General features: G+C 39.2%; 24 protein-coding genes. 14 read left to right on the top strand and 10 right to left on the bottom strand.

Annotated elements, in window-relative coordinates; translation table 11 throughout:
* Positions 1-153: 153 nt before the first annotated feature.
* Positions 154-1,515: a magnesium transporter gene (mgtE, locus tag FCL54_RS08190; RefSeq protein WP_138125209.1), complete on the top strand. Its 1,362-nt coding sequence runs from the start codon at positions 154-156 to the stop codon at positions 1,513-1,515.
* 39 nt (positions 1,516-1,554) lie between these two features.
* Positions 1,555-3,405 carry a monovalent cation:proton antiporter family protein gene (locus tag FCL54_RS08185; protein WP_138125207.1) on the top strand — a complete coding sequence of 617 codons (1,851 nt, stop codon included), beginning with the start codon at positions 1,555-1,557 and terminating at the stop codon, positions 3,403-3,405.
* 150 nt (positions 3,406-3,555) lie between these two features.
* Here FCL54_RS08185 and FCL54_RS08180 read toward each other — a convergent pair whose 3' ends face one another.
* A complete protein-coding gene (locus tag FCL54_RS08180) occupies positions 3,556-4,890 on the bottom strand; it encodes an N-acetylmuramoyl-L-alanine amidase (RefSeq protein ID WP_138125205.1) in 1,335 nt (444 codons plus the stop codon).
* A gap of 143 nt (positions 4,891-5,033) precedes the next feature.
* Between FCL54_RS08180 and FCL54_RS23905 the strand changes: the two genes are divergently transcribed.
* The 3 genes from FCL54_RS23905 (at position 5,034) to FCL54_RS08170 (ending at position 6,603) form a co-directional block, all read left to right on the top strand.
* Entirely contained in the window at positions 5,034-5,189 is a 156-nt protein-coding gene (locus FCL54_RS23905; protein WP_171016741.1) for a hypothetical protein, read from the top strand.
* A gap of 99 nt (positions 5,190-5,288) precedes the next feature.
* Positions 5,289-6,065 carry an enoyl-ACP reductase FabI gene (fabI, locus tag FCL54_RS08175; protein ID WP_138125203.1) on the top strand — a complete coding sequence of 259 codons (777 nt, stop codon included), beginning with the start codon at positions 5,289-5,291 and terminating at the stop codon, positions 6,063-6,065.
* Between the two features lie 109 nt (positions 6,066-6,174).
* On the top strand, positions 6,175-6,603 hold the full coding sequence (locus FCL54_RS08170) for a CotO family spore coat protein (RefSeq protein ID WP_171016740.1): 429 nt from the start codon (positions 6,175-6,177) through the stop codon (positions 6,601-6,603).
* A gap of 37 nt (positions 6,604-6,640) precedes the next feature.
* Here FCL54_RS08170 and FCL54_RS08165 read toward each other — a convergent pair whose 3' ends face one another.
* Positions 6,641-7,147 carry a CotY/CotZ family spore coat protein gene (locus tag FCL54_RS08165; protein ID WP_138125199.1) on the bottom strand — a complete coding sequence of 169 codons (507 nt, stop codon included), beginning with the start codon at positions 7,145-7,147 and terminating at the stop codon, positions 6,641-6,643.
* A gap of 227 nt (positions 7,148-7,374) precedes the next feature.
* Here FCL54_RS08165 and FCL54_RS08160 point away from each other — a divergent pair, with 227 nt between their 5' ends.
* Entirely contained in the window at positions 7,375-7,677 is a 303-nt protein-coding gene (locus FCL54_RS08160) for a hypothetical protein (RefSeq protein ID WP_138125197.1), read from the top strand.
* 29 nt (positions 7,678-7,706) lie between these two features.
* Here the strand turns inward: FCL54_RS08160 and FCL54_RS08155 are convergent, their stop codons facing one another.
* From FCL54_RS08155 to FCL54_RS08140, 4 genes are all read right to left on the bottom strand, one after another.
* The gene (locus tag FCL54_RS08155) at positions 7,707-8,390 is read right to left on the bottom strand and encodes a DUF421 domain-containing protein (protein ID WP_138125195.1); all 684 of its coding nucleotides are present in this window, start codon (positions 8,388-8,390) and stop codon (positions 7,707-7,709) included.
* A 79-nt stretch (positions 8,391-8,469) separates the two neighbouring features.
* A complete protein-coding gene (locus tag FCL54_RS08150; protein WP_138125594.1) occupies positions 8,470-8,910 on the bottom strand; it encodes a GNAT family N-acetyltransferase in 441 nt (146 codons plus the stop codon).
* A 6-nt stretch (positions 8,911-8,916) separates the two neighbouring features.
* Positions 8,917-9,432 (bottom strand): YjcG family protein, encoded by a 516-nt coding sequence (locus tag FCL54_RS08145; protein ID WP_138125193.1) that lies wholly within the window; start codon positions 9,430-9,432, stop codon positions 8,917-8,919.
* Positions 9,433-9,602: 170 nt separating this feature from the next.
* Complete coding sequence (locus FCL54_RS08140; RefSeq protein WP_138125191.1) at positions 9,603-10,328, bottom strand: alpha/beta hydrolase; 726 nt, start codon at positions 10,326-10,328, stop codon at positions 9,603-9,605.
* A 127-nt stretch (positions 10,329-10,455) separates the two neighbouring features.
* Between FCL54_RS08140 and FCL54_RS08135 the strand changes: the two genes are divergently transcribed.
* Positions 10,456-11,004 carry a phosphatidylglycerophosphatase A family protein gene (locus FCL54_RS08135; protein WP_138125189.1) on the top strand — a complete coding sequence of 183 codons (549 nt, stop codon included), beginning with the start codon at positions 10,456-10,458 and terminating at the stop codon, positions 11,002-11,004.
* A 248-nt stretch (positions 11,005-11,252) separates the two neighbouring features.
* Here FCL54_RS08135 and sat read toward each other — a convergent pair whose 3' ends face one another.
* The 3 genes from sat to FCL54_RS08120 all read right to left on the bottom strand — a co-directional run bounded on the left by sat (position 11,253) and on the right by FCL54_RS08120 (position 15,769).
* A complete protein-coding gene (sat, locus tag FCL54_RS08130) occupies positions 11,253-12,389 on the bottom strand; it encodes a sulfate adenylyltransferase (protein WP_138125187.1) in 1,137 nt (378 codons plus the stop codon).
* A gap of 116 nt (positions 12,390-12,505) precedes the next feature.
* The gene (locus tag FCL54_RS08125; protein WP_138125185.1) at positions 12,506-14,227 is read right to left on the bottom strand and encodes an SLC13 family permease; all 1,722 of its coding nucleotides are present in this window, start codon (positions 14,225-14,227) and stop codon (positions 12,506-12,508) included.
* Positions 14,228-14,641: 414 nt separating this feature from the next.
* A complete protein-coding gene (locus tag FCL54_RS08120; protein WP_138125183.1) occupies positions 14,642-15,769 on the bottom strand; it encodes a tyrosine-type recombinase/integrase in 1,128 nt (375 codons plus the stop codon).
* A 205-nt stretch (positions 15,770-15,974) separates the two neighbouring features.
* Here FCL54_RS08120 and FCL54_RS08115 point away from each other — a divergent pair, with 205 nt between their 5' ends.
* The gene (locus tag FCL54_RS08115; RefSeq protein WP_138125181.1) at positions 15,975-16,199 is read left to right on the top strand and encodes a helix-turn-helix domain-containing protein; all 225 of its coding nucleotides are present in this window, start codon (positions 15,975-15,977) and stop codon (positions 16,197-16,199) included.
* 221 nt (positions 16,200-16,420) lie between these two features.
* On the opposite strand, the gene FCL54_RS08110 is transcribed toward FCL54_RS08115, so the two are convergent.
* On the bottom strand, positions 16,421-16,747 hold the full coding sequence (locus tag FCL54_RS08110) for a helix-turn-helix domain-containing protein (protein WP_138125179.1): 327 nt from the start codon (positions 16,745-16,747) through the stop codon (positions 16,421-16,423).
* A gap of 160 nt (positions 16,748-16,907) precedes the next feature.
* Here FCL54_RS08110 and FCL54_RS08105 point away from each other — a divergent pair, with 160 nt between their 5' ends.
* The 6 genes from FCL54_RS08105 (at position 16,908) to FCL54_RS08085 (ending at position 19,613) form a co-directional block, all read left to right on the top strand.
* Positions 16,908-17,135 (top strand): helix-turn-helix transcriptional regulator, encoded by a 228-nt coding sequence (locus tag FCL54_RS08105; RefSeq protein ID WP_138125177.1) that lies wholly within the window; start codon positions 16,908-16,910, stop codon positions 17,133-17,135.
* Positions 17,135-17,329: a helix-turn-helix domain-containing protein gene (locus tag FCL54_RS08100; RefSeq protein ID WP_246055177.1), complete on the top strand. Its 195-nt coding sequence runs from the start codon at positions 17,135-17,137 to the stop codon at positions 17,327-17,329. Before FCL54_RS08105 ends, FCL54_RS08100 begins: the two co-directional genes overlap by 1 nt.
* Positions 17,330-17,343: 14 nt before the next feature.
* Positions 17,344-17,631, top strand: coding sequence for a hypothetical protein (locus FCL54_RS08095; protein ID WP_138125173.1), 288 nt, complete (start codon positions 17,344-17,346; stop codon positions 17,629-17,631).
* Complete coding sequence (locus FCL54_RS08090; RefSeq protein ID WP_138125171.1) at positions 17,632-17,871, top strand: hypothetical protein; 240 nt, start codon at positions 17,632-17,634, stop codon at positions 17,869-17,871. It abuts the gene before it with no gap.
* Positions 17,872-18,024: 153 nt separating this feature from the next.
* The gene (locus FCL54_RS23900) at positions 18,025-18,192 is read left to right on the top strand and encodes a hypothetical protein (protein ID WP_171016739.1); all 168 of its coding nucleotides are present in this window, start codon (positions 18,025-18,027) and stop codon (positions 18,190-18,192) included.
* A 590-nt stretch (positions 18,193-18,782) separates the two neighbouring features.
* Positions 18,783-19,613 carry a DnaD domain protein gene (locus tag FCL54_RS08085; protein WP_138125169.1) on the top strand — a complete coding sequence of 277 codons (831 nt, stop codon included), beginning with the start codon at positions 18,783-18,785 and terminating at the stop codon, positions 19,611-19,613.
* Positions 19,614-19,625: the final 12 nt, after the last annotated feature.

Raw genomic sequence — 19,625 nt, 5'->3', positions numbered from 1 at the left:
AACTAACATTTTAACTACTACTATAATGAAGTATTTTAAATTTATAAATTCGAAAAAACCAAATGGTTTTTCTTAACATTATTTTTAACGGGTTCTACAATTTGAATCTTATACACTGAAGGTTTTTTCACCAGTTTTCTAGGAGGTGTGCCCATGTCACATCCTGAGCAAGAACAACAGAAATTATACGACGATCTTATTAAGCCATTAGAAAATGAGCAAATAGAGGACTTCAGGGAACTTTTCCTTGATATACACCCTTATGATCAAGCCCAGTTTTTCTTGACGGTGGAAAGTGAAGTTAGACTTAGAGTATATACATACCTTTCACCAACAGAAATGGCCGAGATCTTTGAGAATTTTGAGATAGAGGAACAGGAAACATTTATTTCAGAAATGGAGCCGCGTTATGCAGCACAAATGCTTGCAGAAATGTATGCCGATGATGCGGTCGACGTTTTAAATGAGCTCGAAGCAGAACAAATAGCCAGCTATTTAACGATTATGGATGACGATGCGGCAAAAGAAATAAAGGAACTTTTGCATTACGAAGAGAAAACTGCCGGATCGATAATGACAACTGAGTTCGTTGCGATACGAGCGCATCAAACGGTGAAACGGGCGATGCAAATTTTAAGGCAGGAAGCACCGGATGCTGAAACCATTTATTATATTTTTGTAGTTGACCACCAAAAACGCCTTGCAGGTGTTATATCATTAAGGGATATAATCATTGCTGATGAAGATACTGTTATTGAAGAAATAATGAACGAACGAGTCGTGTCTGTTTCAGTTGGTGAAGATCAGGAAAATGCTGCAAGAATTATGAAAGATTATGATTTGCTTGCACTGCCAGTAGTCGATTTTCAAAACCATTTACTAGGAATTATTACTGTCGATGATATCGTGGATGTTATCGATGAAGAGGCGTCCGAAGACTATTCCAGGCTAGCGGGTATCAGTGATGATAGAACTTCAGACCGCGGACCCTTTTCTGCGGCCAGGAAGAGGCTGCCCTGGCTGATTATATTGCTTTTTCTTGGCATGATGACAGCGAGCCTGATCGGCCGGTTCGAAGACACGCTTGATAAAGTCGCTATTCTCGCAGTTTTTATACCATTGATTGCCGGAATGGCCGGTAATACAGGAACCCAGGCACTTGCAGTTGTTGTTAGGGGTATTGCTACAGGAGACTATAACGATTCAAAGAAAATGAATTTAGTTGCAAGAGAAGCAGGGACCGGCCTCATCATAGGATTGGTTTGCGGAGTAGTTGTATGTCTAGTCGTTTATTTATGGCAGGGTTCCATCTTTCTTGGTATGTTGGTTGGCTTTTCACTTTTGTGTACATTGATTGTTGCAACACTGGCAGGAGCATTAGTTCCTTTGTTCATGCATAAATTAAACATTGACCCTGCTGTTGCGTCAGGACCATTTATAACTACAATAAATGACATGATAAGTATTCTGATTTATTTTGGCATGGCAACAGTATTCATGAGCTATTTACTTTAATCTGATGCCCTTCTGTAATCTTGATAGAGGAGGTAATATATGGAACACAGCGCTTCAGTTACATCTTTGCTAATTGTTATTCTAGTAGCATTCATTATTCCCATTTTACTGCACCGTTTAAAGCTAAACATTCTTCCGGTTGTAGTAGCTGAAATTATAGCAGGGATTATCATTGGGAAGAGCGGTTTGAATATTGTGGAGCCGGATGCCTGGCTTGAGATTTTGTCCACCTTCGGATTTATTTTTTTAATGTTCCTGAGTGGATTAGAAATTGACTTTTCAGTTTTTGCGAGCAAGCAAAAAAAGGCTAAGCTTCCGAATGGAAAGAGAGAGCCTAATCGTTTGTTAGTTTCTTTGGTTATCTTTGCGTTAGTGTTTGCTGTATCCTACATTCTTTCCCTTTTGCTGGTTTGGATGAATTTTACGGATAACGCGTTTTTCATGACTTTGATTATTTCCACAATTTCTCTTGGAATAGTCGTGCCGACATTAAAGGAGGCAAATGTTTCTAAGAGTGCGATCGGGCAAACGATATTACTGATTGCAGTAATAGCAGATCTTGCTACAATGATCCTTCTGGCGGTATTCGTATCGTTTTATTCAGCTGGGCAAGGAAATATGTGGCTTCTGTTAATACTCTTTGGAGGCGGTATCCTTCTGTATTTCCTTGGGGCGTACTTCCGCCATATGACCTTTATCGAAACATTGTCAAAAGGAACCATTCAGATCGATACAAGGGCAGTGTTTACGCTTATCATCGTACTGGTCGGTTTATCAGAGACGGTGGGAGCGGAAAATATACTTGGAGCCTTTTTGGCAGGTGCTCTCGTGTCGCTGCTTTCTCCGAATCCGGATATGGTCCAAAAGCTGGATTCATTTGGATATGGCTTTTTAATTCCGATCTTTTTCGTAATGGTCGGTGTGGAACTCGAAATATGGTCTCTTTTTCAGGACCCAAAGGTTATTATGCTAATCCCTTTATTGCTGATCGGATTATTCGCTTCAAAACTTTTGCCCATTGTTGTGTTAAGAAAATGGTATGATTGGAAAACTGTTTTAGGTTCCGGATTATTATTGACTTCAACCCTTTCCCTTGTAATTGCAGCAGCAAAGATCGGTGAGCGGATGGAGATTATCGATAACCAGTTTTCTTCGGCGTTAATCCTTGTAGCGATTATTAGCTGCATCATCGCTCCTGTGCTGTTTAAAAAGATTTTCCCGAAACTGAAGGAAGGGGAGCAGGCAAAGAAGCTTGCGATTATCGGTGCAAACCAGATGACGCTTCCTTTATCACTGGAACTGGATCCCAACTTGTACCGAACATATCTTTATCACACAAAACAGGAAAAGGTAGATGAAGAAAAACAAAATTCATGTTTTGCAGTAGAGGAATTACGAAATTATCAGATTGACTCACTTAAAGAGAAGGAAGTATTCGATGCAGATATTCTTGTGATTACGACAGGTGATGACGAAACAAATGCGGACATTGCGCTGTTTGCAAAAGAATACGGAACAGAAAGAGTGATTGCGAGAGTAGAAGTGCCGCATCTATCAGAAACCCTGAGAGAACGCAATATCGATGTATTTTCTACTTTCTTCTCCACTAAAGCAATCCTGAAAGCACTTATCGAATCGCCAAGTGTCGTAAACATTTTTACAAAGCAAGAAAATGCCCTTTACCAGATAAATGTGCATAATGCCGAATATGATGGGGTTCACTTGAGGAACTTCCCATATCTAGGTGATTCCATTATCGTGCGTATTTTTAGAGGAAAGGATTCCATCGTTCCACATGGAGATACCGAATTGAAGCTTGGTGATAGATTAATCGTTACAGGCAGCAAAGAAAGTGTCGATGAACTTCGCGGCTTATTGAGTTTTTATTAGGAAAAGCGTCCGGGCTCGGACGCTTTTTTCCGTATAGTAATGAATCATTTTTTGCAGGGGAGAATGTTCGAGCGCGATTACGCTTCCGTCCTCCCCTAAATGCGTGCCGGTGTGTCTTCTTTAAATCTCATTCATAACACGCTCTAAATCCTATCGTTGTTCCTTTAGGTCTCCGATCGTAAAGGAAAGCATTCGTCTATAGACATCCAGGATATTTTGCCCGTATGAGGTTCCTGGAACTGCCCACTTTCCGTTTAGGTCAGTCCAGGTAAGGGCGCTGCCCTGTTTTACCAGAGTGAACCTGGGATCGACAAGAGGATATTCGTAAGGAAGTCCTTCTGTTGAAGCGTAGGCAAACAGATGCTGGATGTGTGCAAGAACGCCTTCTTCAGGTGACTGGAAGGACGCACCTGGATTTCCGGGACCTGTTGCTCCGATGCCGGCGTAGTTATTTTGTCCTTTTTGAACGAGTCCGGTGAACCTGAAATAATTCGTTTCAAGGATAGCCTGGGCATAAGCAATATCTGCACGGATTCCGTATTCTTTCCCGAACTTTTTATAGTAGTATCCCAGGAGCGGCGATTCGGGATTTATACTTCTTGAAAAAGCATCCATCTGCCAGGCGCTTAGACAGGTCTCACCTAAAATAGTGATTTTCTTGATCGATTCAGGGGGAGCGGACAGCTCCTTATCCTCTGTAATGATGAATGCATCTGAGATTCCTGCCTTTTTTAATTCCGTTACACGCTTTTCTGCTTTTTCTTTAATCGAAAAAGCTCCTGCCTGTATTCGGTAATATAGTGTGCCAGAAACATCAGCAGAAACGATGGTAGGCTGAATCCCCTTTGAGTTAAGGAATTGTGCTCTTTTTTCTGCATTTGGTTTATTTCGAAACGATCCTGCGTTTACTTTATATAGCCTTTCTGAAACCTGTTTTTCTGGCAATTCAAGAGCAAGTGCAGTTCCGCTTGCAATCGCTCTGGCAGCATCTTCAATAAAGGCCTGGTTATTTAGCACTGCCAAATTTTCTTCATCATCTATAAACAATACTTCTAGCAGTAAAGCACTCATTTCTGTTTCTCTTAAAACATGAAAGTTCGCCCGTTTCTGCCCGCGATCTTTTACGTTATATTTGGTAAGGGTATCAGTGGCGAGATTCTGATGGATGATATCCTGATTTCTTTTCGTTTGCCGGGGAACTTTTCCATTAAAAATGAAACTTTCGAATCCGCTTCCTCCTGCTGCATTGTTATGGATAGAGATGAAAAAGTCAGCATTATTAGAGTTAGCGAAGTCAGTCCGGCCATCGAGCGGTACAGCTCTATCCTTCGTCCGTGTCATCAGAATGTTCGCTTCATAGTTCACCTGTAAAAAGTCTCTTACCTCTAAAGCGATTTTTAAGTTGAAGTCTTTTTCATCATATCCCCTGTATGTTGCTCCAGAGTCGCTGCCTCCATGGCCGGGATCAATCACGATTGTTTTCATATGATACCTCCTATCCTCCTTTAATATTATTCCAGGTACTATCTCGATATTGTTCTTTCTATCTACTATTCCGTACCTTATTCGAATGAATAGTAACCTGTTTTCGACAAATGCTATAAAAAAGCTTTGAGGAGTGGTTCAATATGGAAAAAATAAGTCTTCCAGTTGTCGTTTGCCCGGTCTGCAACAACGCACACAATATTGAGGAAGTGCTCACTGCACAGTCGAACCAGAATGTTATTTATCACTGCCCTAACTGCGGTTATGAAGTGAAAAATATTGAAACAAGCAAAGGGTGAAAATAAGCCTGACAGGGCAGGAACGTTCATGTTATACTGTTTTTATGACAAGGTACTAATAACAAACCATAATACTGAATATACAAAGGAGGATTACAAATGAATCTGTCATTAGATAATCGTACATACGTTGTGATGGGAGTCGCCAATAAGAGAAGTATCGCATGGGGGATCGCACAGGCGTTAAGCAATGCTGGCGCTCGTTTGATTTTTACATATGCCGGTGACCGCCTTGAGAAGAATGTTCGCCAGCTTGCAGATACGCTTGATCGTGACGATAGCATTATTTTGCCATGTGACATAACAGACGATGAAGAGATCGAGAAAACTTTCGCAACAATCAAAGAGGAAGTTGGCGTTATTCATGGTCTTGCTCATTGTATTGCATTTGCTAATACGGACGAACTAAAAGGGGAATATCTTAATACGAGCAGAGAAGGCTTTTTGCTTGCCCATAACATCAGTTCTTATTCTCTTACGGCAGTAACAAAAGCTGCAAGGCCATTGATGACTGAGGGCGGAAGTATTGTAACCATGACATATCTTGGCGGAGAAAGGGTTGTCCAAAACTATAATGTTATGGGTGTTGCGAAAGCTTCCCTTGATGCGAGCGTTAAATATCTTGCGAACGATGTCGGAAAAGATGGTATCCGAGTTAACGCAATCTCCGCTGGACCGATTCGAACTCTGGCAGCAAAGGGCATTTCTGATTTCAATAGTGTACTAAAACAAATCGAAGAGCGTTCGCCGTTAAGAAGAACAGTAACCCCGGAGGACGTGGGAAACACTGCTTTATTCTTGATGAGTGACCTTTCCAGTGCTATCACAGGTGAAATGATACATGTGGACAGCGGATTTAATACAATTAGCATTTAAGCAACCATGGCCATTCTTCTCCTGGAGAATGGTTTTTTTTTATGTCCATTTGTATCATTTTTTTGCTCTTGAATAGGATGTAAAGAGGAATGATAAAAGGAGTGATATGATGGATAATCTGAATAGAAAAAGGCGTAGAAGAAGAAAGGAAAATACTGATCCGGTCATGTATATCGCCCAGCCGAAACTTTCGCCTATTCAATTTGAAAGGCAGACTGTTGCTTCATCTAAAACAACTACAAAAGAAAGAAATAGCGATCTTCCTGTTAAAGACGCAGAAAACATCGAGGATAAGGAAAATGTTAAAACAGAAACGAAAACAGTCTCCTATCAGGAAATGGATAACGAGGAAAGAATAAATTACATTTTAAACATGCCTTTCCCGGTAAAAGTGGAAATTCAAACAGAAGAAAAAACACATAAAGGCATCATCACTGGAAAAGAAGAAGGACAGATTAAGGTTCGCACCATAGCAAGGCCGTATCGGGTTTCTTTGCATTTAGACGAAATTTTAGATGTTCGAATGATCAGCCTTTAAAGAAAGAAGGACTACCGCGATGGTAGTCCTCTTCATATTAGTCGTCGTGGTTACCGTTGCAAGGGCGTCCGTTAGTTGTGCCCATTACAGCATTTACAGCAGGCAAACAGCTTACTGCACAGAAGCAGGTAAGGTCAGCTGTGATACAAATGCCAGTTCTTGTGAATTCAGTTGATTCGTCGAATTGATCGCAAGGATTCTTCGGACCGTGGCCGCCGTTTCCGTTACCCATGCCATCAACTTCTAATAGTTCAAGAACAGCACAATCATGTTCGTCAACCGACTTAACTCTGAAGAAGAAGCTGCTCAAGCATTCAAATCCGCTGTTATCTCTTCTTACACCAAACCCTTCAAATGGTTCGCATCCACAATAAAGGATTAGTGGAATCGTGTTTAGATTGTTTCCTGCCACCGGGGAAACAAGATCTTCAATGGACTGTTCACAGCTCACACGACAACCTTCCGTTACTTCGGATTGCACATCGGCAATTCTTCTAAGAATATCACTGACACATTTGCCAGTCTTTCCATGTCCGCAACTCATTGATTAATCACTCCTTATTGAATTTTGTAATGTTTTATTACAGTACTATAGTATTTAGACAATCGGCTTCCGGTGACGGGTGCATGCCCTGATTTAAGGGAATTAGGCTGCCCAAATTGTAGGATAAGTGTCCAGCTGGCAATTATCTAAAAAAATGTTGTAAGCGCCTATACAGCCCTCCTGTTGGACGCATATCATGTCACGAATAGAGTTAAGGAGGGAAGAATATGGCTGAAAAAAAGAAAAAGGTTATTCAGGTTGATAAGCTGATCATAAAAGCAAACGAAGTTGTTATTGAAGGCGGAGGAAATGTTCAGGATAGAAGAGAGGCAAGAAATGAAAACATGGGTGGACCTTTCGACTTCTTCTTTGGACCAGGGCCACAATTTCAACAGCAACCACAACAGGGTCAGGAGACAGGGGAAGCTTCAGAGGAAGATCCGGAAGTGCCAGTTGAAGGAGAAAATGAAAACCAGGAAGGCAATGATGGTGGAGAGCAAGGACCACCAGGAGGCTTTTCCTGGATATAGGAAAGAGAGCAGAGAACTTCTGCTCTTTTTCAATCTTTTTTCTTTTTGGATATGAATAGCCCTTCGTCCTGTTTCCATTCGGCGTACATAACCTCTTTAGGGTCTGAAATGGATTGGCTTTTGAGCTGCTGATCCAGCCATTCTCTGGTTAAACCCGCTTTTTTTAAGTTTCCTTCATCTACACATCCATCGCTGATAAAAGCGACAGGGAGATAAACAGGCTTGATTGGAATATTTAAATCCTTATTTGTAGGGGTACCGTATTCTGGTTTTTTTAATACGCTTATACTTCCATTCGTTTCTAAGATAGCAAACTCAACTTCTCTTAACGAAAAAACATTTTTTTGGCGCAGCAGATTCTGAAGTTCATCTGTGTCCAGTTTGTTTCGTTTCAACTGTTGTCGGTCGATTTCACCATTTCTGATCACAATAGAAGGGTTTCCTTCCAGTACGGTTCTTGTTTTCCGAAACTTTTGGGTGAGAAGTTCAATTATAAAAATTAAAACAACCCACAAGATTACCGCATAAAAAATAGACCATATCTTAACATCTTTATCATAGATCGCGTTTCCTACGAGCTCGCCTAAAATGAGTGATGAAATAAAATCAAAAGGCGTTATCTGAGATATTTGCCTTTTTCCCAACAACTTTGTAAGTATTAAAAGCGAGAAAAAACCGAATACCAATTCAACTGTGGTATTTAAAATAGTCATGTTTCCCTCCATAACTTTATTGTTCTGCTGTTATTTTTCACATAGAAGGAGGAAAATAACCAAAGAAAAAACGGCTGTATTAAACAGCCGTTTCAGTGTTCAGTCTTTTCTTCATCGCAACATGCGGAATTCCCGCGTCCAGGAATTCACCTGAATCCGTTTCGTATCCTAACTTTCGGTAAAACTCTTCCGCGTGCGTCTGGGCATTCAATTTTAGTATGGAAAAATCCTGTTCATGTGCTTCTTTTTCAATATGTTTCATGATTTGCTTGCCAAGCCCGGTTCCTCGATGGGACTTGGCGACACATATCCGTTCCACTTTTCCAGTGGATTCAACAGTTCTCAGTCGTCCTGCCCCAACAGGCTCGCCTTCATCATAAGCAACAAAATGAATGCATTGATCCTCAAACTGATCGATTTCCTCTTCAGGCGGTACTTTTTGTTCTTCTACAAAAACTTCTGTTCTTACTTTATATGCATCATGTAACTCCCGCTCGGAGCGAACGCGTTTTACGAAAATTGCCAATTATCTCACCTTGCCAAGGTGGAACGTTTCAAAAACGGTCCATGAACCGTTTTCTAACTGATACAGGAGCTGGAAGCGGTCAACCTTTTCTTCATAATTGATATCCTTCATTTTCAGGCTTTGATAAACATCTGAATGCTCAGCGTCTGACAATTCTTGGCCAATTGTAATATGGGGCACGAAAGCATAGGACTGTCCTGTTTTTAAACCGTCAGAGTTAAGCTTCTCTTGAAGACTCATCAATTTTTCATCTTCTTTTACTTTTAAATATATAACATTGTTTGTAGGAGAAAAAGAACCTGCTTTATAAACATTAAGATTGAAAGGCTTGCTTTCGTCAGAAATCTGATGAAGCTTAGGTATCATTTCTTGGATTGTATCTTCATCTGCTTCGAAAGCTTCCTTCAAAGTTATGTGTGGAGGTATCAGTGCATAATGCGGGTCGTATCGTTTACGATATGAGTTCGCCAAATCCTGTAATTTTTTTGATGGAAATATTGCAATACCGTATTTCATTTTCTGTCCCTCCTGAAATTTCTCGAATTAAAGGGTGAATTGTTATAAGCCGTTCCCTTTATTCAAAGTACGATTGCCTTTTCTAATGAATTACAACTTTACCCTGTTTCCAAATAGAATATGCATTCTTAATTATAGCAAAAATTATCAAAATATTCGAATGGGATATTTTATTTTTTGAACATCATTTTTAACGCCCTTTTTAAATCCTTCTGCCAGTATTTCCAGGTATGATCACCTTCAAATTCCTCGTAGAAGTAATCGAAGCCGCGCTCTCCAAGAACTTTGTTAAGCTCACGATTAGGGGTAATAAAGTCTTTTGTTGTTCCATCTGTTGTTTTTACGTCCGTTTCTTCCGTTCCGGCTACATGATAGATTGACAGCAACTCGGGAGAATTAAAATCTTCTACCATTTGGATAATTTCTTCATTTACAAAAGGGGATTGCAATAAAACCTTCCCGAACGTCCGGGGGTACTGTAACGCTGTGGTTAGCGAGATGGTAGCTGCCAGAGAATCGCCGATCATAGCCCGGGAAGAACCTAAGTGATAAGTCGGAAACTGCTCATCTAAATAAGGGGAGAGCTCGTTCGCTAAAAAGCGCATAAAATCTCCCTGTTTTTTTCCGTCCGGATGGTACTTCTCTTTTCTTTCCTCGACGCTGTTATATGGTATGCCTACTACGATAAGGTCTTCAATTTCTTCTCCTTCTAGAAGCTCATCCATCGTACGGGCCATTCTTCCAAATTTGAAATAATCACTTCCGTCATGTGCGATAAGAAGAGAATATTTATAAAGTGTCGAATAATTATAAGGATAATAAATCATTAATGTAATTTCTTCATCCAGAATGCCGCTGTATATTTTGCGTTCTTCAATGCTGCCTCGATTTTTCATACCGTTGCCTCCAATTTACAAAAATATCTATGTTTTTCGCCTTATTTGACAAACTTTTCTAGGCTAGTGCTATAATAATTTTAACACAAATCGAATCGTGTTATGTAGGAGGAGAGGGGACGAGGTTATGAAGAAAAGGATACACAGCCGAGAAGTAGAAGCAGCTGCAAGAGCTTTACTGGAAGAAAGAGGCGTCACAATTTCCGATATCGCGGATATCGTTTATATGATGCAGGCTCCTTATGTTGATGAGCTAGGCATGGACGATTGCATTGATAGCGTTGAAGCAGTTCTAGAGAAGCGGGAGATTCAGCATGCTCTTTTAGTAGGGATTGAGCTGGATAAGTTAGCTGAACAAAATAAGCTTTCAGAACCGCTTCAATCGATCGTAGAAATGGACGAAGGGTTGTTCGGAGTGGATGAAACGATTGCGCTTGGGGCAGTGTTCGGTTATGGTAGCATTGCAGTAACCACATTTGGTCATCTCGATAAGAAAAAAGTAGGAATTATAGAAAAGTTAGATACTAAGGTGGGAGATGGCATCCACACGTTTTTAGATGATCTTATCGCGACCATTGCTGCCAACGCATCAAGCCGTCTTGCCCATCGTATGAGAGATCTAGAAGAGGAGCGGAACGATAGCCTCCAAAATGAAGAAGATAGGCAAACCGGATAATAGAAACTTAAGCAACTTTTCAGGTTGCTTTTTTTGGTTTGTTCAGAGAACAATAAAAAATATGTAGAAGGAGATGAAGGGTAATAAAAGGTTATTGATGGCAATAAGGAATGGATTTGGCAAGCCATACAGGATGCTTATAGCGGAAAAATCGCCTGCAGTAAAGCAGACGACGTTTGAGATAAGGAAATTACCAACGGTTCTTTTTCTTTTAAGGAGCAATATTTCTTGTCGGTAAAAAAATGTTGCTAACGGTTCTGCATTCCCTCAATGAGTATTTCAACTACCTCCGGCCTACTGAATTCAGATGGAGGCGTTATGCCGTTGCGCAGCATTTCTCTAACCTTTGTACCCGATAAAATGAGATGGTCTTTGCCTTCGTGCGGGCAAGTTTTCGTAGTAGCCATGTTACCGCATTTCTTACAATAAAAGCTGTGATCAAAAAAAATTGGAACAATTCCTAGTTCTTCCTGAGAAAAATCCCCAAAAATTTGTTGAGCTTCATAAGTTCCGTAATAGTCCCCTACGCCGGCATGGTCTCTTCCCACAATAAAATGGGTACAACCATAATTTTTTCGAACAATCGCATGGAAAATCGCTTCTCTTGGCCCAGCATACCGCATAGCTGCAGGAAAGACAGATAACATAACTCTGTCCAGAGGATAATACATATCAAGAAGGGCCTGGTAGCTTTTCATTCTTATTTCTGGAGGAATATCATCAGCTTTTGTCTCACCCACTAATGGGTTTAAAAATAAGCCATCTACAGTTTCGAGTGCGCACTTTTGAATATACTCGTGCGCTCGGTGGATTGGATTGCGTGTCTGGAATCCGACGACTGTTTTCCATTTCCTTTTTTGAAACTCTTCTCGTGTATTTTTAGGATCTAGTCGATAATCAGAAAAAAATGATGGATCTGTTCTTTTCGTGAGGGTCACTGGACCGGAAATATAGAATTCGCCCCGTTCGAATAGCTTTTTAACACCAGGATGAGATTGATCGGTAGTTTTGTAAATATGGCGAGCTTCTTTCTCTTTGTCAGGGGAAAATATCTCTTCAATTTCTATAACACCGTATTTTATATCTTTGTGAACCAGAACTGCTGTATCACCCTCTTGAAGCTGTTTTGCATTCTCACTTGTAACAGGGAGAGTAATGGGAATACTCCAGACAGTTCCATTAGCTAGTCTCATATTTCTTACTATTGATTCATAGTCTTTTTTTCCGACAAAACCGGTTAGCGGACTATATGCACCATTTGCGATTAATTCAAGATCGGAAAGTGAAATAGAATCTATCTGAATCACTTTTTTTACGTTTGAATAATCATAAGTCTCATTAATGCGATTAACTAACATACCACCATGAGGTTTGCTTAAGGACAATACGAACACTCCTTTAGTAAAGGCTGTCTTCAATGAATGGGAGCAACAATTGGATAGACTCTCCGATTGAAATTTCTATATCGGGGCTAGTGGGTTCTTGATTCCTTTCAAAACATTTATGACCAGATCAGAATAGCTGTTATTACAGTGATAACCATTGTAATAAAACTCAAAGGGGTTCCGACTTTGATATAGTCGGAAAATCGATATCCTCCTGGACCGTAGACAAGAAGGTTTGTTTGGTACCCGATCGGGGTGATGAAACTGCACGATGCTGCAATCGCAGTGATCATAGCAAACATTTTTGGATCATACCCCAGTTGTAAAGCGATTGAATATCCAACCGGAAACATTAAAGCTGCTGCTGCTATGTTATTCATTATTTCTGTAAGACCTGAAGTGATTGCATAGAACAGAAATGCAATTAGAAGAATTCCAGTATTAAAATTAACTAAAATATGGGAAATCAGTAAAGCAAGACCGGTTTTTTCTACTGCAGCCCCTATTCCGATAGATATAGCCATCAGAATCAATACATTCCACTTCAAGGCCTTGTATGCTTCTGAAATTTTTATAGTATTTGTAGCTAAAATTATTCCAGCACCAATCATTGCTGATAGTGAGACAGGAAAAATTTCAAAAGAGGCTGTAAGGATAAACCCGACCAATACATAAATCGCAATTCTTGATTTAAATGGTGGGAGGTCTTGTTTGAGCGTTATAGAGTTAACCACATAAAAGTCCTCAGAATAATCTCCTTGCATAAATCCTTTTCCGGTTAACAGCAAAAGAGTGTCGCCTGGTTTTAAACGAAGATTGCCAATACCTGAAACGATGTTTTTGTTGTTTCTTCTTATCGCCACGATTGCAGCATTAAACCTTCTGCGAAAATTACTTTCCTTAACTTTTTTATCTTGTAAAGATGAGGAACCGGATATTACTGCTTCAACTAAATTTATGTTATCCCGTTGATAAAGTGAGAGGTTTTCATATGATCCGATTTCCAGAACTAATCCAAATTTCTTTGCTATAGAGATAGCACTGTCAATATTGCCTGAAAAGATTAATTTATCATTTTCTTTCATGATATCCATGTTGGAGGCTGGAGAAATTGTTTGTTTATTTCTTATTATTTGAATTAAAAAAAGGTCTTGTAAATGTCTTAGTCCTCCAGTAGAAACAGATTTCCCAACTAAAGTTGAAGATTTCGGAACGGTAAATTCAAATAAGTAATCTTTTTCTTGTTCCTTTAATGAATCGGACAGCATTTTACGGTTGGGAAGTCGATGATGTCCATAAATAAGCATATAGATCAAACCTGCAACTGAAAGGGGAAGTCCAAAAACAACAAAATCGAGAAGTTTGAATCCTGGTAACCCTTTATCCAATAAAAGTCCGTGGACGATTAAATTAGTCGATGTACCGATCAGGGTGATGGAACCCCCTAATATTGCGGCGTATGAAAGGGGGATTAGGAATTTTGAAGGGGATAAACTCCTGGAAACGGCCCATTTTTTTATAACAGATATTAAAATTACAACAATCGGTGTGTTGTTCATAAAAGCGGAAAAGAACATTACAGAACCCATAAGCCTTGTTATTGTGTGTTTATAACTCTCTCCAGTCCCTAGTATTTTATCGAAGATTCTATGAAAAATATTAGTTTGTTGTACTGCACTCCCTATAATAAAAAGTAACCCTACAGTATGGACGCCTGGATTAGAAAATCCGGCCAAAGCTTCCTCAGGTGTTAAAATCCCGAATACAGTAATGGCAGCAAGAGTTAAAAACATAGTAACTTCCGGTAATAACCATTCTTTAATTAAAAAAGTAAACATAACTAATAATAATATACTGAGGAATACAATATTTACTGTTATCGTTATCCCAACCTTCTAACATTGCCAGAGTATATCTATCAATTTATATGTATGCTTTTATAAATATGCCGGTTCCTAAATTCCACGTTGGCATAGGTTTATAGATTAAATGAAAGGAAAAAAACACATGAAAAAAAGCCTGTTTCTCCATTGCGAGAAACAGGCTTGTATACTTTGTTATGTATGGTGACCCGTACTGGGCTCGAACCAGTGACCTCTACCCTGTCAAAATAGAGTCCAGTATTGGGTCAAATAAGAAAACCTTGATTTATAAGGGTTTGTTGTATGTCGTTTTGGGATTAATTGGTGTAAATAAGGCTAAAAAATATAAGTTTGTCGTCAAATTTGTCGTCAATGTCGTCAATAATGCCGTCAGCGGGTTTGCCTCATAGCTTGCTCGAATTTGTTTGCTGTGTCCTTTTGCATGTCTGGTATAACGTGTGAATAGGTGTCTAAGGTGATTCCAATACGACTGTGGCCAAGTCGCTCAGAAACAACCTTTGGATGTTCTCCTAATTTCAAAAGTATGGTAGCATGTGTATGGCGAAGATCATGAAAACGGATTTTTGAAAGTTGGCTTTGTTTAATCATTTTGTCAAAATGTCTTAACAGGTTGCGCGGATCTATAGGATTGCCCAGGTTATTACACACTACCAAATCATATTCTGCATACCCTGTCGGACCTAACAACAGCTTATTTTCATTAATCTGTTTTCTTCTTTTCTTTAATTCCTCTATGACATAAGGCGTGATTGAAATATTTCTTTTAGATCCTCTGGTTTTAGGCTCCTGGAAGTCCAGGCCGTCTCTAGTCCTGGTTAATGTTTGGGTAATGCTGATCCTTCCAAAATCTAAATCAACATCCTTCCATCGTAACCCGAGTATTTCACCTTTCCTCATTCCGGTGTAAATAGCCAATACATAAGCAATATGTAATGGTTCCTCTTCAGTATGTTTCAAGAAGCTGTTTGATTCCTCCATAGTCCATGTCTGAATTTCTTTTGCTTTTATTCGCGGGGGCGAAACTGCTTCCACAGGATTTTTTTGAATGTATTCCCATTCAATCGCTACCTTCAAAGATTTTCTAAGAATCGAGTGCATATCAACGATGTAGTCAGAGGAATAACCGGCGTCCTCTTTTTCTTTGTAAAAAGAATCAATGTCCTTCGGCTTAATGTTACCCAAAGGCATATCTCCAAAGGCAGGGATTAAATGTTTATCTATAATCCATTTATGAGTATCGAGTGTGGAAGCCCTGAGTGTTCTGGACGCTCTGTTCTCAATCCATTCATTTATAAAATCTTCAAAGGTCTTATTTGAAACCTCGAAGTATTCACCTTTGTTATATTGATTCATCAATTCATTGGCAGCTGCTTGTGCTGCTTTTTTTGTTTTAAATCCGCTTTTAGATTTGCGCTTTCTCTTTCCTGTGGTTGGGTCTTTCCCGAGATCGACTGTGAATTCCCAGGTGTTTCCCCTTTTTCGATAAGACCCCTTCATACAACTCACTCCTCATTTTTTTCTTCCTTTGTTCCGATCAGTAAATATTGCTGCACTTTGACTGTGACACCTTTGGGTAAATTTGGATTGTAGACCTTAATCAAAAGTTTTGCCCCCCTGTGACGAAATTATGACTTTACCTCTTATATACGGAATATTTTTCCGCTAGAATAGAAATTGGGCATATAAAATATGGAGGTATCGTATGGCGTATAAAGTCGGACGATGCCTTCTCCGCAAAAGATTAAGAGAAGTTAAAATGACTCAAATGGAATTGTCATTAAAGACCGGGATACCATTACAACAAATCTCAGACTATGTTAATCATCGAAGAAAATCTATGTCCCTTAATACTGCTAAGACCATAGCTACCGAATTAAGTTGCAACATCGATGATTTGTATGAATGGGTCCCTGTCGAAAGAAGTTGAATTGCGGGGAAGGTGGATAGCTGCATTGCAGCCGTCCGACTTCAACTACACTATTTAGTGTAATAAAGATTCGACAAAAAACCCACATATTTCATATGACCTAAATCGACAAATTATTACAAAAGTCCCATTTACGAACGTTTGTTCTTACTTCATTTTATACTTAATTTGGAAACAGAGCAATAAAAAAATGAACCCATTCTCCTATTTGGTAGAAGGGTTCATTTTTTAAAACGTTTTTCCATAAAATCTAATATTTCTTTTATCTCTTCAGGAGTTAAGTTTCTCTCTTCCATTTCCTCTCCAAAAGCAATCCAATCAACTCTTCCTTCTAATTCTTCCGGAAGATGTTGCTCTTCTCCAAAAAAGGTTGAAAATGGAACCTGTAGGGCGTCTGCAATATCCTTGAGAGTATTTAGATCGGGTTCCCTTTTACTTGTTTCGTATTGGCTAACAGCTGCTTCTGATTTATTTATTTTGTCTCCGAGTTGTTTCATCGTTAATTTTCGATTCTTACGATATTTTCTTATGAGTTTCCCAATATCCAAAACAACACCCCCTAACTAAATATATTACTATCTGTTAAGTGAAGAAGGAACTTATAACAAAAAACTTAACAAATTGACTGGAAAAGGGTTGACTTAACAAATTGTTATGTTTATTATAAGTACATAAGGACTTAACAAAACGTTAAGGTGGTGAAAATTAGTGAACAGTCTTATTATGGCCCGGTTAACTAAAAAACTTACTAAAAAAGAAGTGGCTGAAAAAGCAGGTATAACTCCAGCGATGTACTCCTATATCGAAAGTGGTGAAAGATCTGTCGACATAGAAACTTCTAAGAAAATTGCAAAAGCACTCGGTAAAAAACATGAAGATATTTTTTTGCCCAGTAGGTTAACAGTTCGTGAAGTTATTATACAGGAGGTGGAATGATGAAGGAGATTCACGAATATCCACCGGTGCTATCAGCAAAAGAAGTAGCAGAAATATACCAATGTTCTGTGTGGACGGCATACGACATGATGGAACGTAAAGATTTCCCTCTAGTTCGTGTAGGTAGGTTGAAGCGCGTTGGGAGAGACGCTTTTATCAAGTGGTTAGAAAAACAGGCTAATGAGGCCATATAAGGAGGATAAAAAACATGAATGGTATCGAAAAGAAGCTAGAAGTACTTCATCACGCTATACAGGATGGAGCTAGTATCAAAGTAAGTTACCATCGTTTACCGCAAACAGAAGCTTATGAAAAAGCTAATCATTATTCTTCTGAATTGGAAACGAATGTCGATGAAAGAATGGCAGAAGGAAGAAAATGGCTTAATGTTACTCCAGACCATGGTTTTGATATGACTTTTTTCATCAAGCAGACAAAAGAAGATCAAATAGCTGAATTAGAACAGCAATTAAAAGCTCTAAAGGAGGCAGAATGATTGAGCAACGTCATAAAGTCTTCTGGAAAAATAAATGAAAACAACCTCAGAAAACAATGGTTCATTACAAATATAAAAGCGAAGCTACTAAGCATTCAGATGATCGTTCAGGACGGAAGCGCATCGGGGGAAGAAATCATTGAAAACCTGAGTGATGTGATTGAATACCTGGATGATGAAATACAGGTTGAAGAAGGATATGAAAACAGATATACATATCCGCAAATCAAATTAGATTGAGCAGTTTTAGAAAGAGCTGCATCCAGCAGCTGATTTTTTTACCCTAACTTGCGAAATTTTGTGCTGAATAAGGTCGAATTAACAATGCAAACGTTGTTCTTTGTAAAGAACAGATAAAATCTAAATAAAATGTCGAGAGGCTAAAAAAGGAGAATGAGAACTATGCAAATAAGTAAAGAGCTTTTGGATTATGTAGCAGACGCGGATCTTCATACAAAACTTGATGGTGTTGAGCACTCCACAAATTTGAGAGATATCGTAACAGTGGGTTACATGGTTGAAAATGCACAAGAAGAAAGACAGCTAGCGCTGCCACGCTAACTGCCTCATATATATTGTTCGATGACGTTTAACAATTTAATAATATCAAAACTCTTCATTCACGGCAAGCTTGGTCTTGTCGTCAGGGAATAGGAACAACCCTATAATTATCTCCTCCAGTCCCTTGTTCCTATTCCTGACGATGTGACCAACATCAGAAAGAAGGTGAAATACATATGTTAGCTGAGCTTCATAAACGATTCCTGAGAGGGGAGAAGGTAACTGATATTGCTAAAGCGTTAAATATGGATTTAGACAGGTGTTACAAAATGATTAGTGAACAAAGGAAACTCGATCCAGAAAAGTGGCCTTCTCGTAAAAAAAGGTGGCAAAAAGGGGATACCGTATCACGTTTATGAATGTGAAAGCTGTTGTTTAAGTTTCGCAGTAGAGCAAGCATTTGAAAGCCAGGAAGATGTTACATGTCCAGTTTGCTGGACTGAAGAAAATGTAAGAGATGTTTGCTCTGGGGAAATGATGCTAAAAAAATGACCCGTGCTGGGAACACGAGTCGGTTGATTGCTTTTGTAGAAGTATATTTTTATTTTACATAGCAATCATTAAAAAATCAATCGAAAGGAGGGGCCCGGGTGAAAGAGGCATACTATTTTTCACATGACAGCAATGCCAGGCATGATCCTAAAGTATTGGCTATGAGAAGTGTATATGGTGCAGAAGGATACGGTTGGTACTGGATCATCATAGAAATGCTGAGAGACCAAAACGATTATCAGATTGAATTAAGCAAATACTGTTGGAATGCACTCGCAATGCAAATGCAATGCGATGCAGAAACGGCGCATAAATTTGTTGATGATTGCATTCAGGAATTTGGATTATTCATTTCTGATGAAAATCATTTTTGGAGCGAATCATTAAAAAACAGAATGAAAAAACGAGATGAAAAATCTGAGAAAGCAAAAAAGGCTGCACAAAAAAGATGGAAAAAAGCCAATAGCGACAAGGGTTCAGAGCAAACGGACAGCGAAAGTAATGCAGGTGCAATGCAAACGCAAAGCAAAGGCAATGCATTAAAGGAAAAGAAAGGAAAGGAAAGTAAAAGAAATACTCCTCCTATATCCTCCTCATCAGAAGAGGAAGCTGTGAAGAAAATATTTCATTTCTGGGATCAGAATGGATTTGGTTTTGGACACACAGAAATGAAAAACAAGCTCTTATCCTGGCTAGATGATTTTGACGAAGGTGGACCAATCATTCTTTATGCGATGGAGCTGGCTTGTGAAAGCAACAAGATGAATTATAGTTACCTAAAAAAAGTGCTTAAGAATTGGTCCGATAAAGGTGTACAGACTTTGGAACAGGCAAAAGCAGCAAGAAAAGAGTTTGTTGGCCAAAATCAAAGGGCAAGCCCTCCTTCTTCCAGTCAAAAAGAATTAAAGCCAGAAGATTATATGTTCTAAGGGGTTGGCCGG

The organism is Exobacillus caeni, from assembly GCF_005747095.1.
Lineage (GTDB): Bacteria > Bacillota > Bacilli > Bacillales > Guptibacillaceae > Exobacillus > Exobacillus caeni.
The sequence above is the reverse complement of the archived record's forward strand: the minus strand, read 5'-3'. Positions and strand labels throughout refer to the sequence as shown.

Bases quoted from the DNA above. Each gene is read 5' to 3' on its own strand.
- FCL54_RS08120 (WP_138125183.1), bottom strand. From the start codon at position 15,769: ATGAAGGGGTCTTATCGAAAAAGGGGAAACACCTGGGAATTCACAGTC.
- FCL54_RS08185 (WP_138125207.1), top strand. From the start codon at position 1,555: ATGGAACACAGCGCTTCAGTTACATCTTTGCTAATTGTTATTCTAGTA.
- FCL54_RS08115 (WP_138125181.1), top strand. From the start codon at position 15,975: ATGGCGTATAAAGTCGGACGATGCCTTCTCCGCAAAAGATTAAGAGAA.
- mgtE (WP_138125209.1), top strand. From the start codon at position 154: ATGTCACATCCTGAGCAAGAACAACAGAAATTATACGACGATCTTATT.
- FCL54_RS08180 (WP_138125205.1), bottom strand. From the start codon at position 4,890: ATGAAAACAATCGTGATTGATCCCGGCCATGGAGGCAGCGACTCTGGA.
- FCL54_RS08140 (WP_138125191.1), bottom strand. From the start codon at position 10,328: ATGAAAAATCGAGGCAGCATTGAAGAACGCAAAATATACAGCGGCATT.
- FCL54_RS08100 (WP_246055177.1), top strand. From the start codon at position 17,135: ATGAAGGAGATTCACGAATATCCACCGGTGCTATCAGCAAAAGAAGTA.
- FCL54_RS08160 (WP_138125197.1), top strand. From the start codon at position 7,375: ATGGCTGAAAAAAAGAAAAAGGTTATTCAGGTTGATAAGCTGATCATA.
- FCL54_RS08125 (WP_138125185.1), bottom strand. From the start codon at position 14,227: ATGTTTACTTTTTTAATTAAAGAATGGTTATTACCGGAAGTTACTATG.
- FCL54_RS08095 (WP_138125173.1), top strand. From the start codon at position 17,344: ATGAATGGTATCGAAAAGAAGCTAGAAGTACTTCATCACGCTATACAG.
- FCL54_RS08170 (WP_171016740.1), top strand. From the start codon at position 6,175: ATGGATAATCTGAATAGAAAAAGGCGTAGAAGAAGAAAGGAAAATACT.
- fabI (WP_138125203.1), top strand. From the start codon at position 5,289: ATGAATCTGTCATTAGATAATCGTACATACGTTGTGATGGGAGTCGCC.
- FCL54_RS23905 (WP_171016741.1), top strand. From the start codon at position 5,034: ATGGAAAAAATAAGTCTTCCAGTTGTCGTTTGCCCGGTCTGCAACAAC.
- FCL54_RS08145 (WP_138125193.1), bottom strand. From the start codon at position 9,432: ATGAAATACGGTATTGCAATATTTCCATCAAAAAAATTACAGGATTTG.
- FCL54_RS23900 (WP_171016739.1), top strand. From the start codon at position 18,025: ATGAGAACTATGCAAATAAGTAAAGAGCTTTTGGATTATGTAGCAGAC.
- FCL54_RS08165 (WP_138125199.1), bottom strand. From the start codon at position 7,147: ATGAGTTGCGGACATGGAAAGACTGGCAAATGTGTCAGTGATATTCTT.
- FCL54_RS08155 (WP_138125195.1), bottom strand. From the start codon at position 8,390: ATGACTATTTTAAATACCACAGTTGAATTGGTATTCGGTTTTTTCTCG.
- FCL54_RS08135 (WP_138125189.1), top strand. From the start codon at position 10,456: ATGAAGAAAAGGATACACAGCCGAGAAGTAGAAGCAGCTGCAAGAGCT.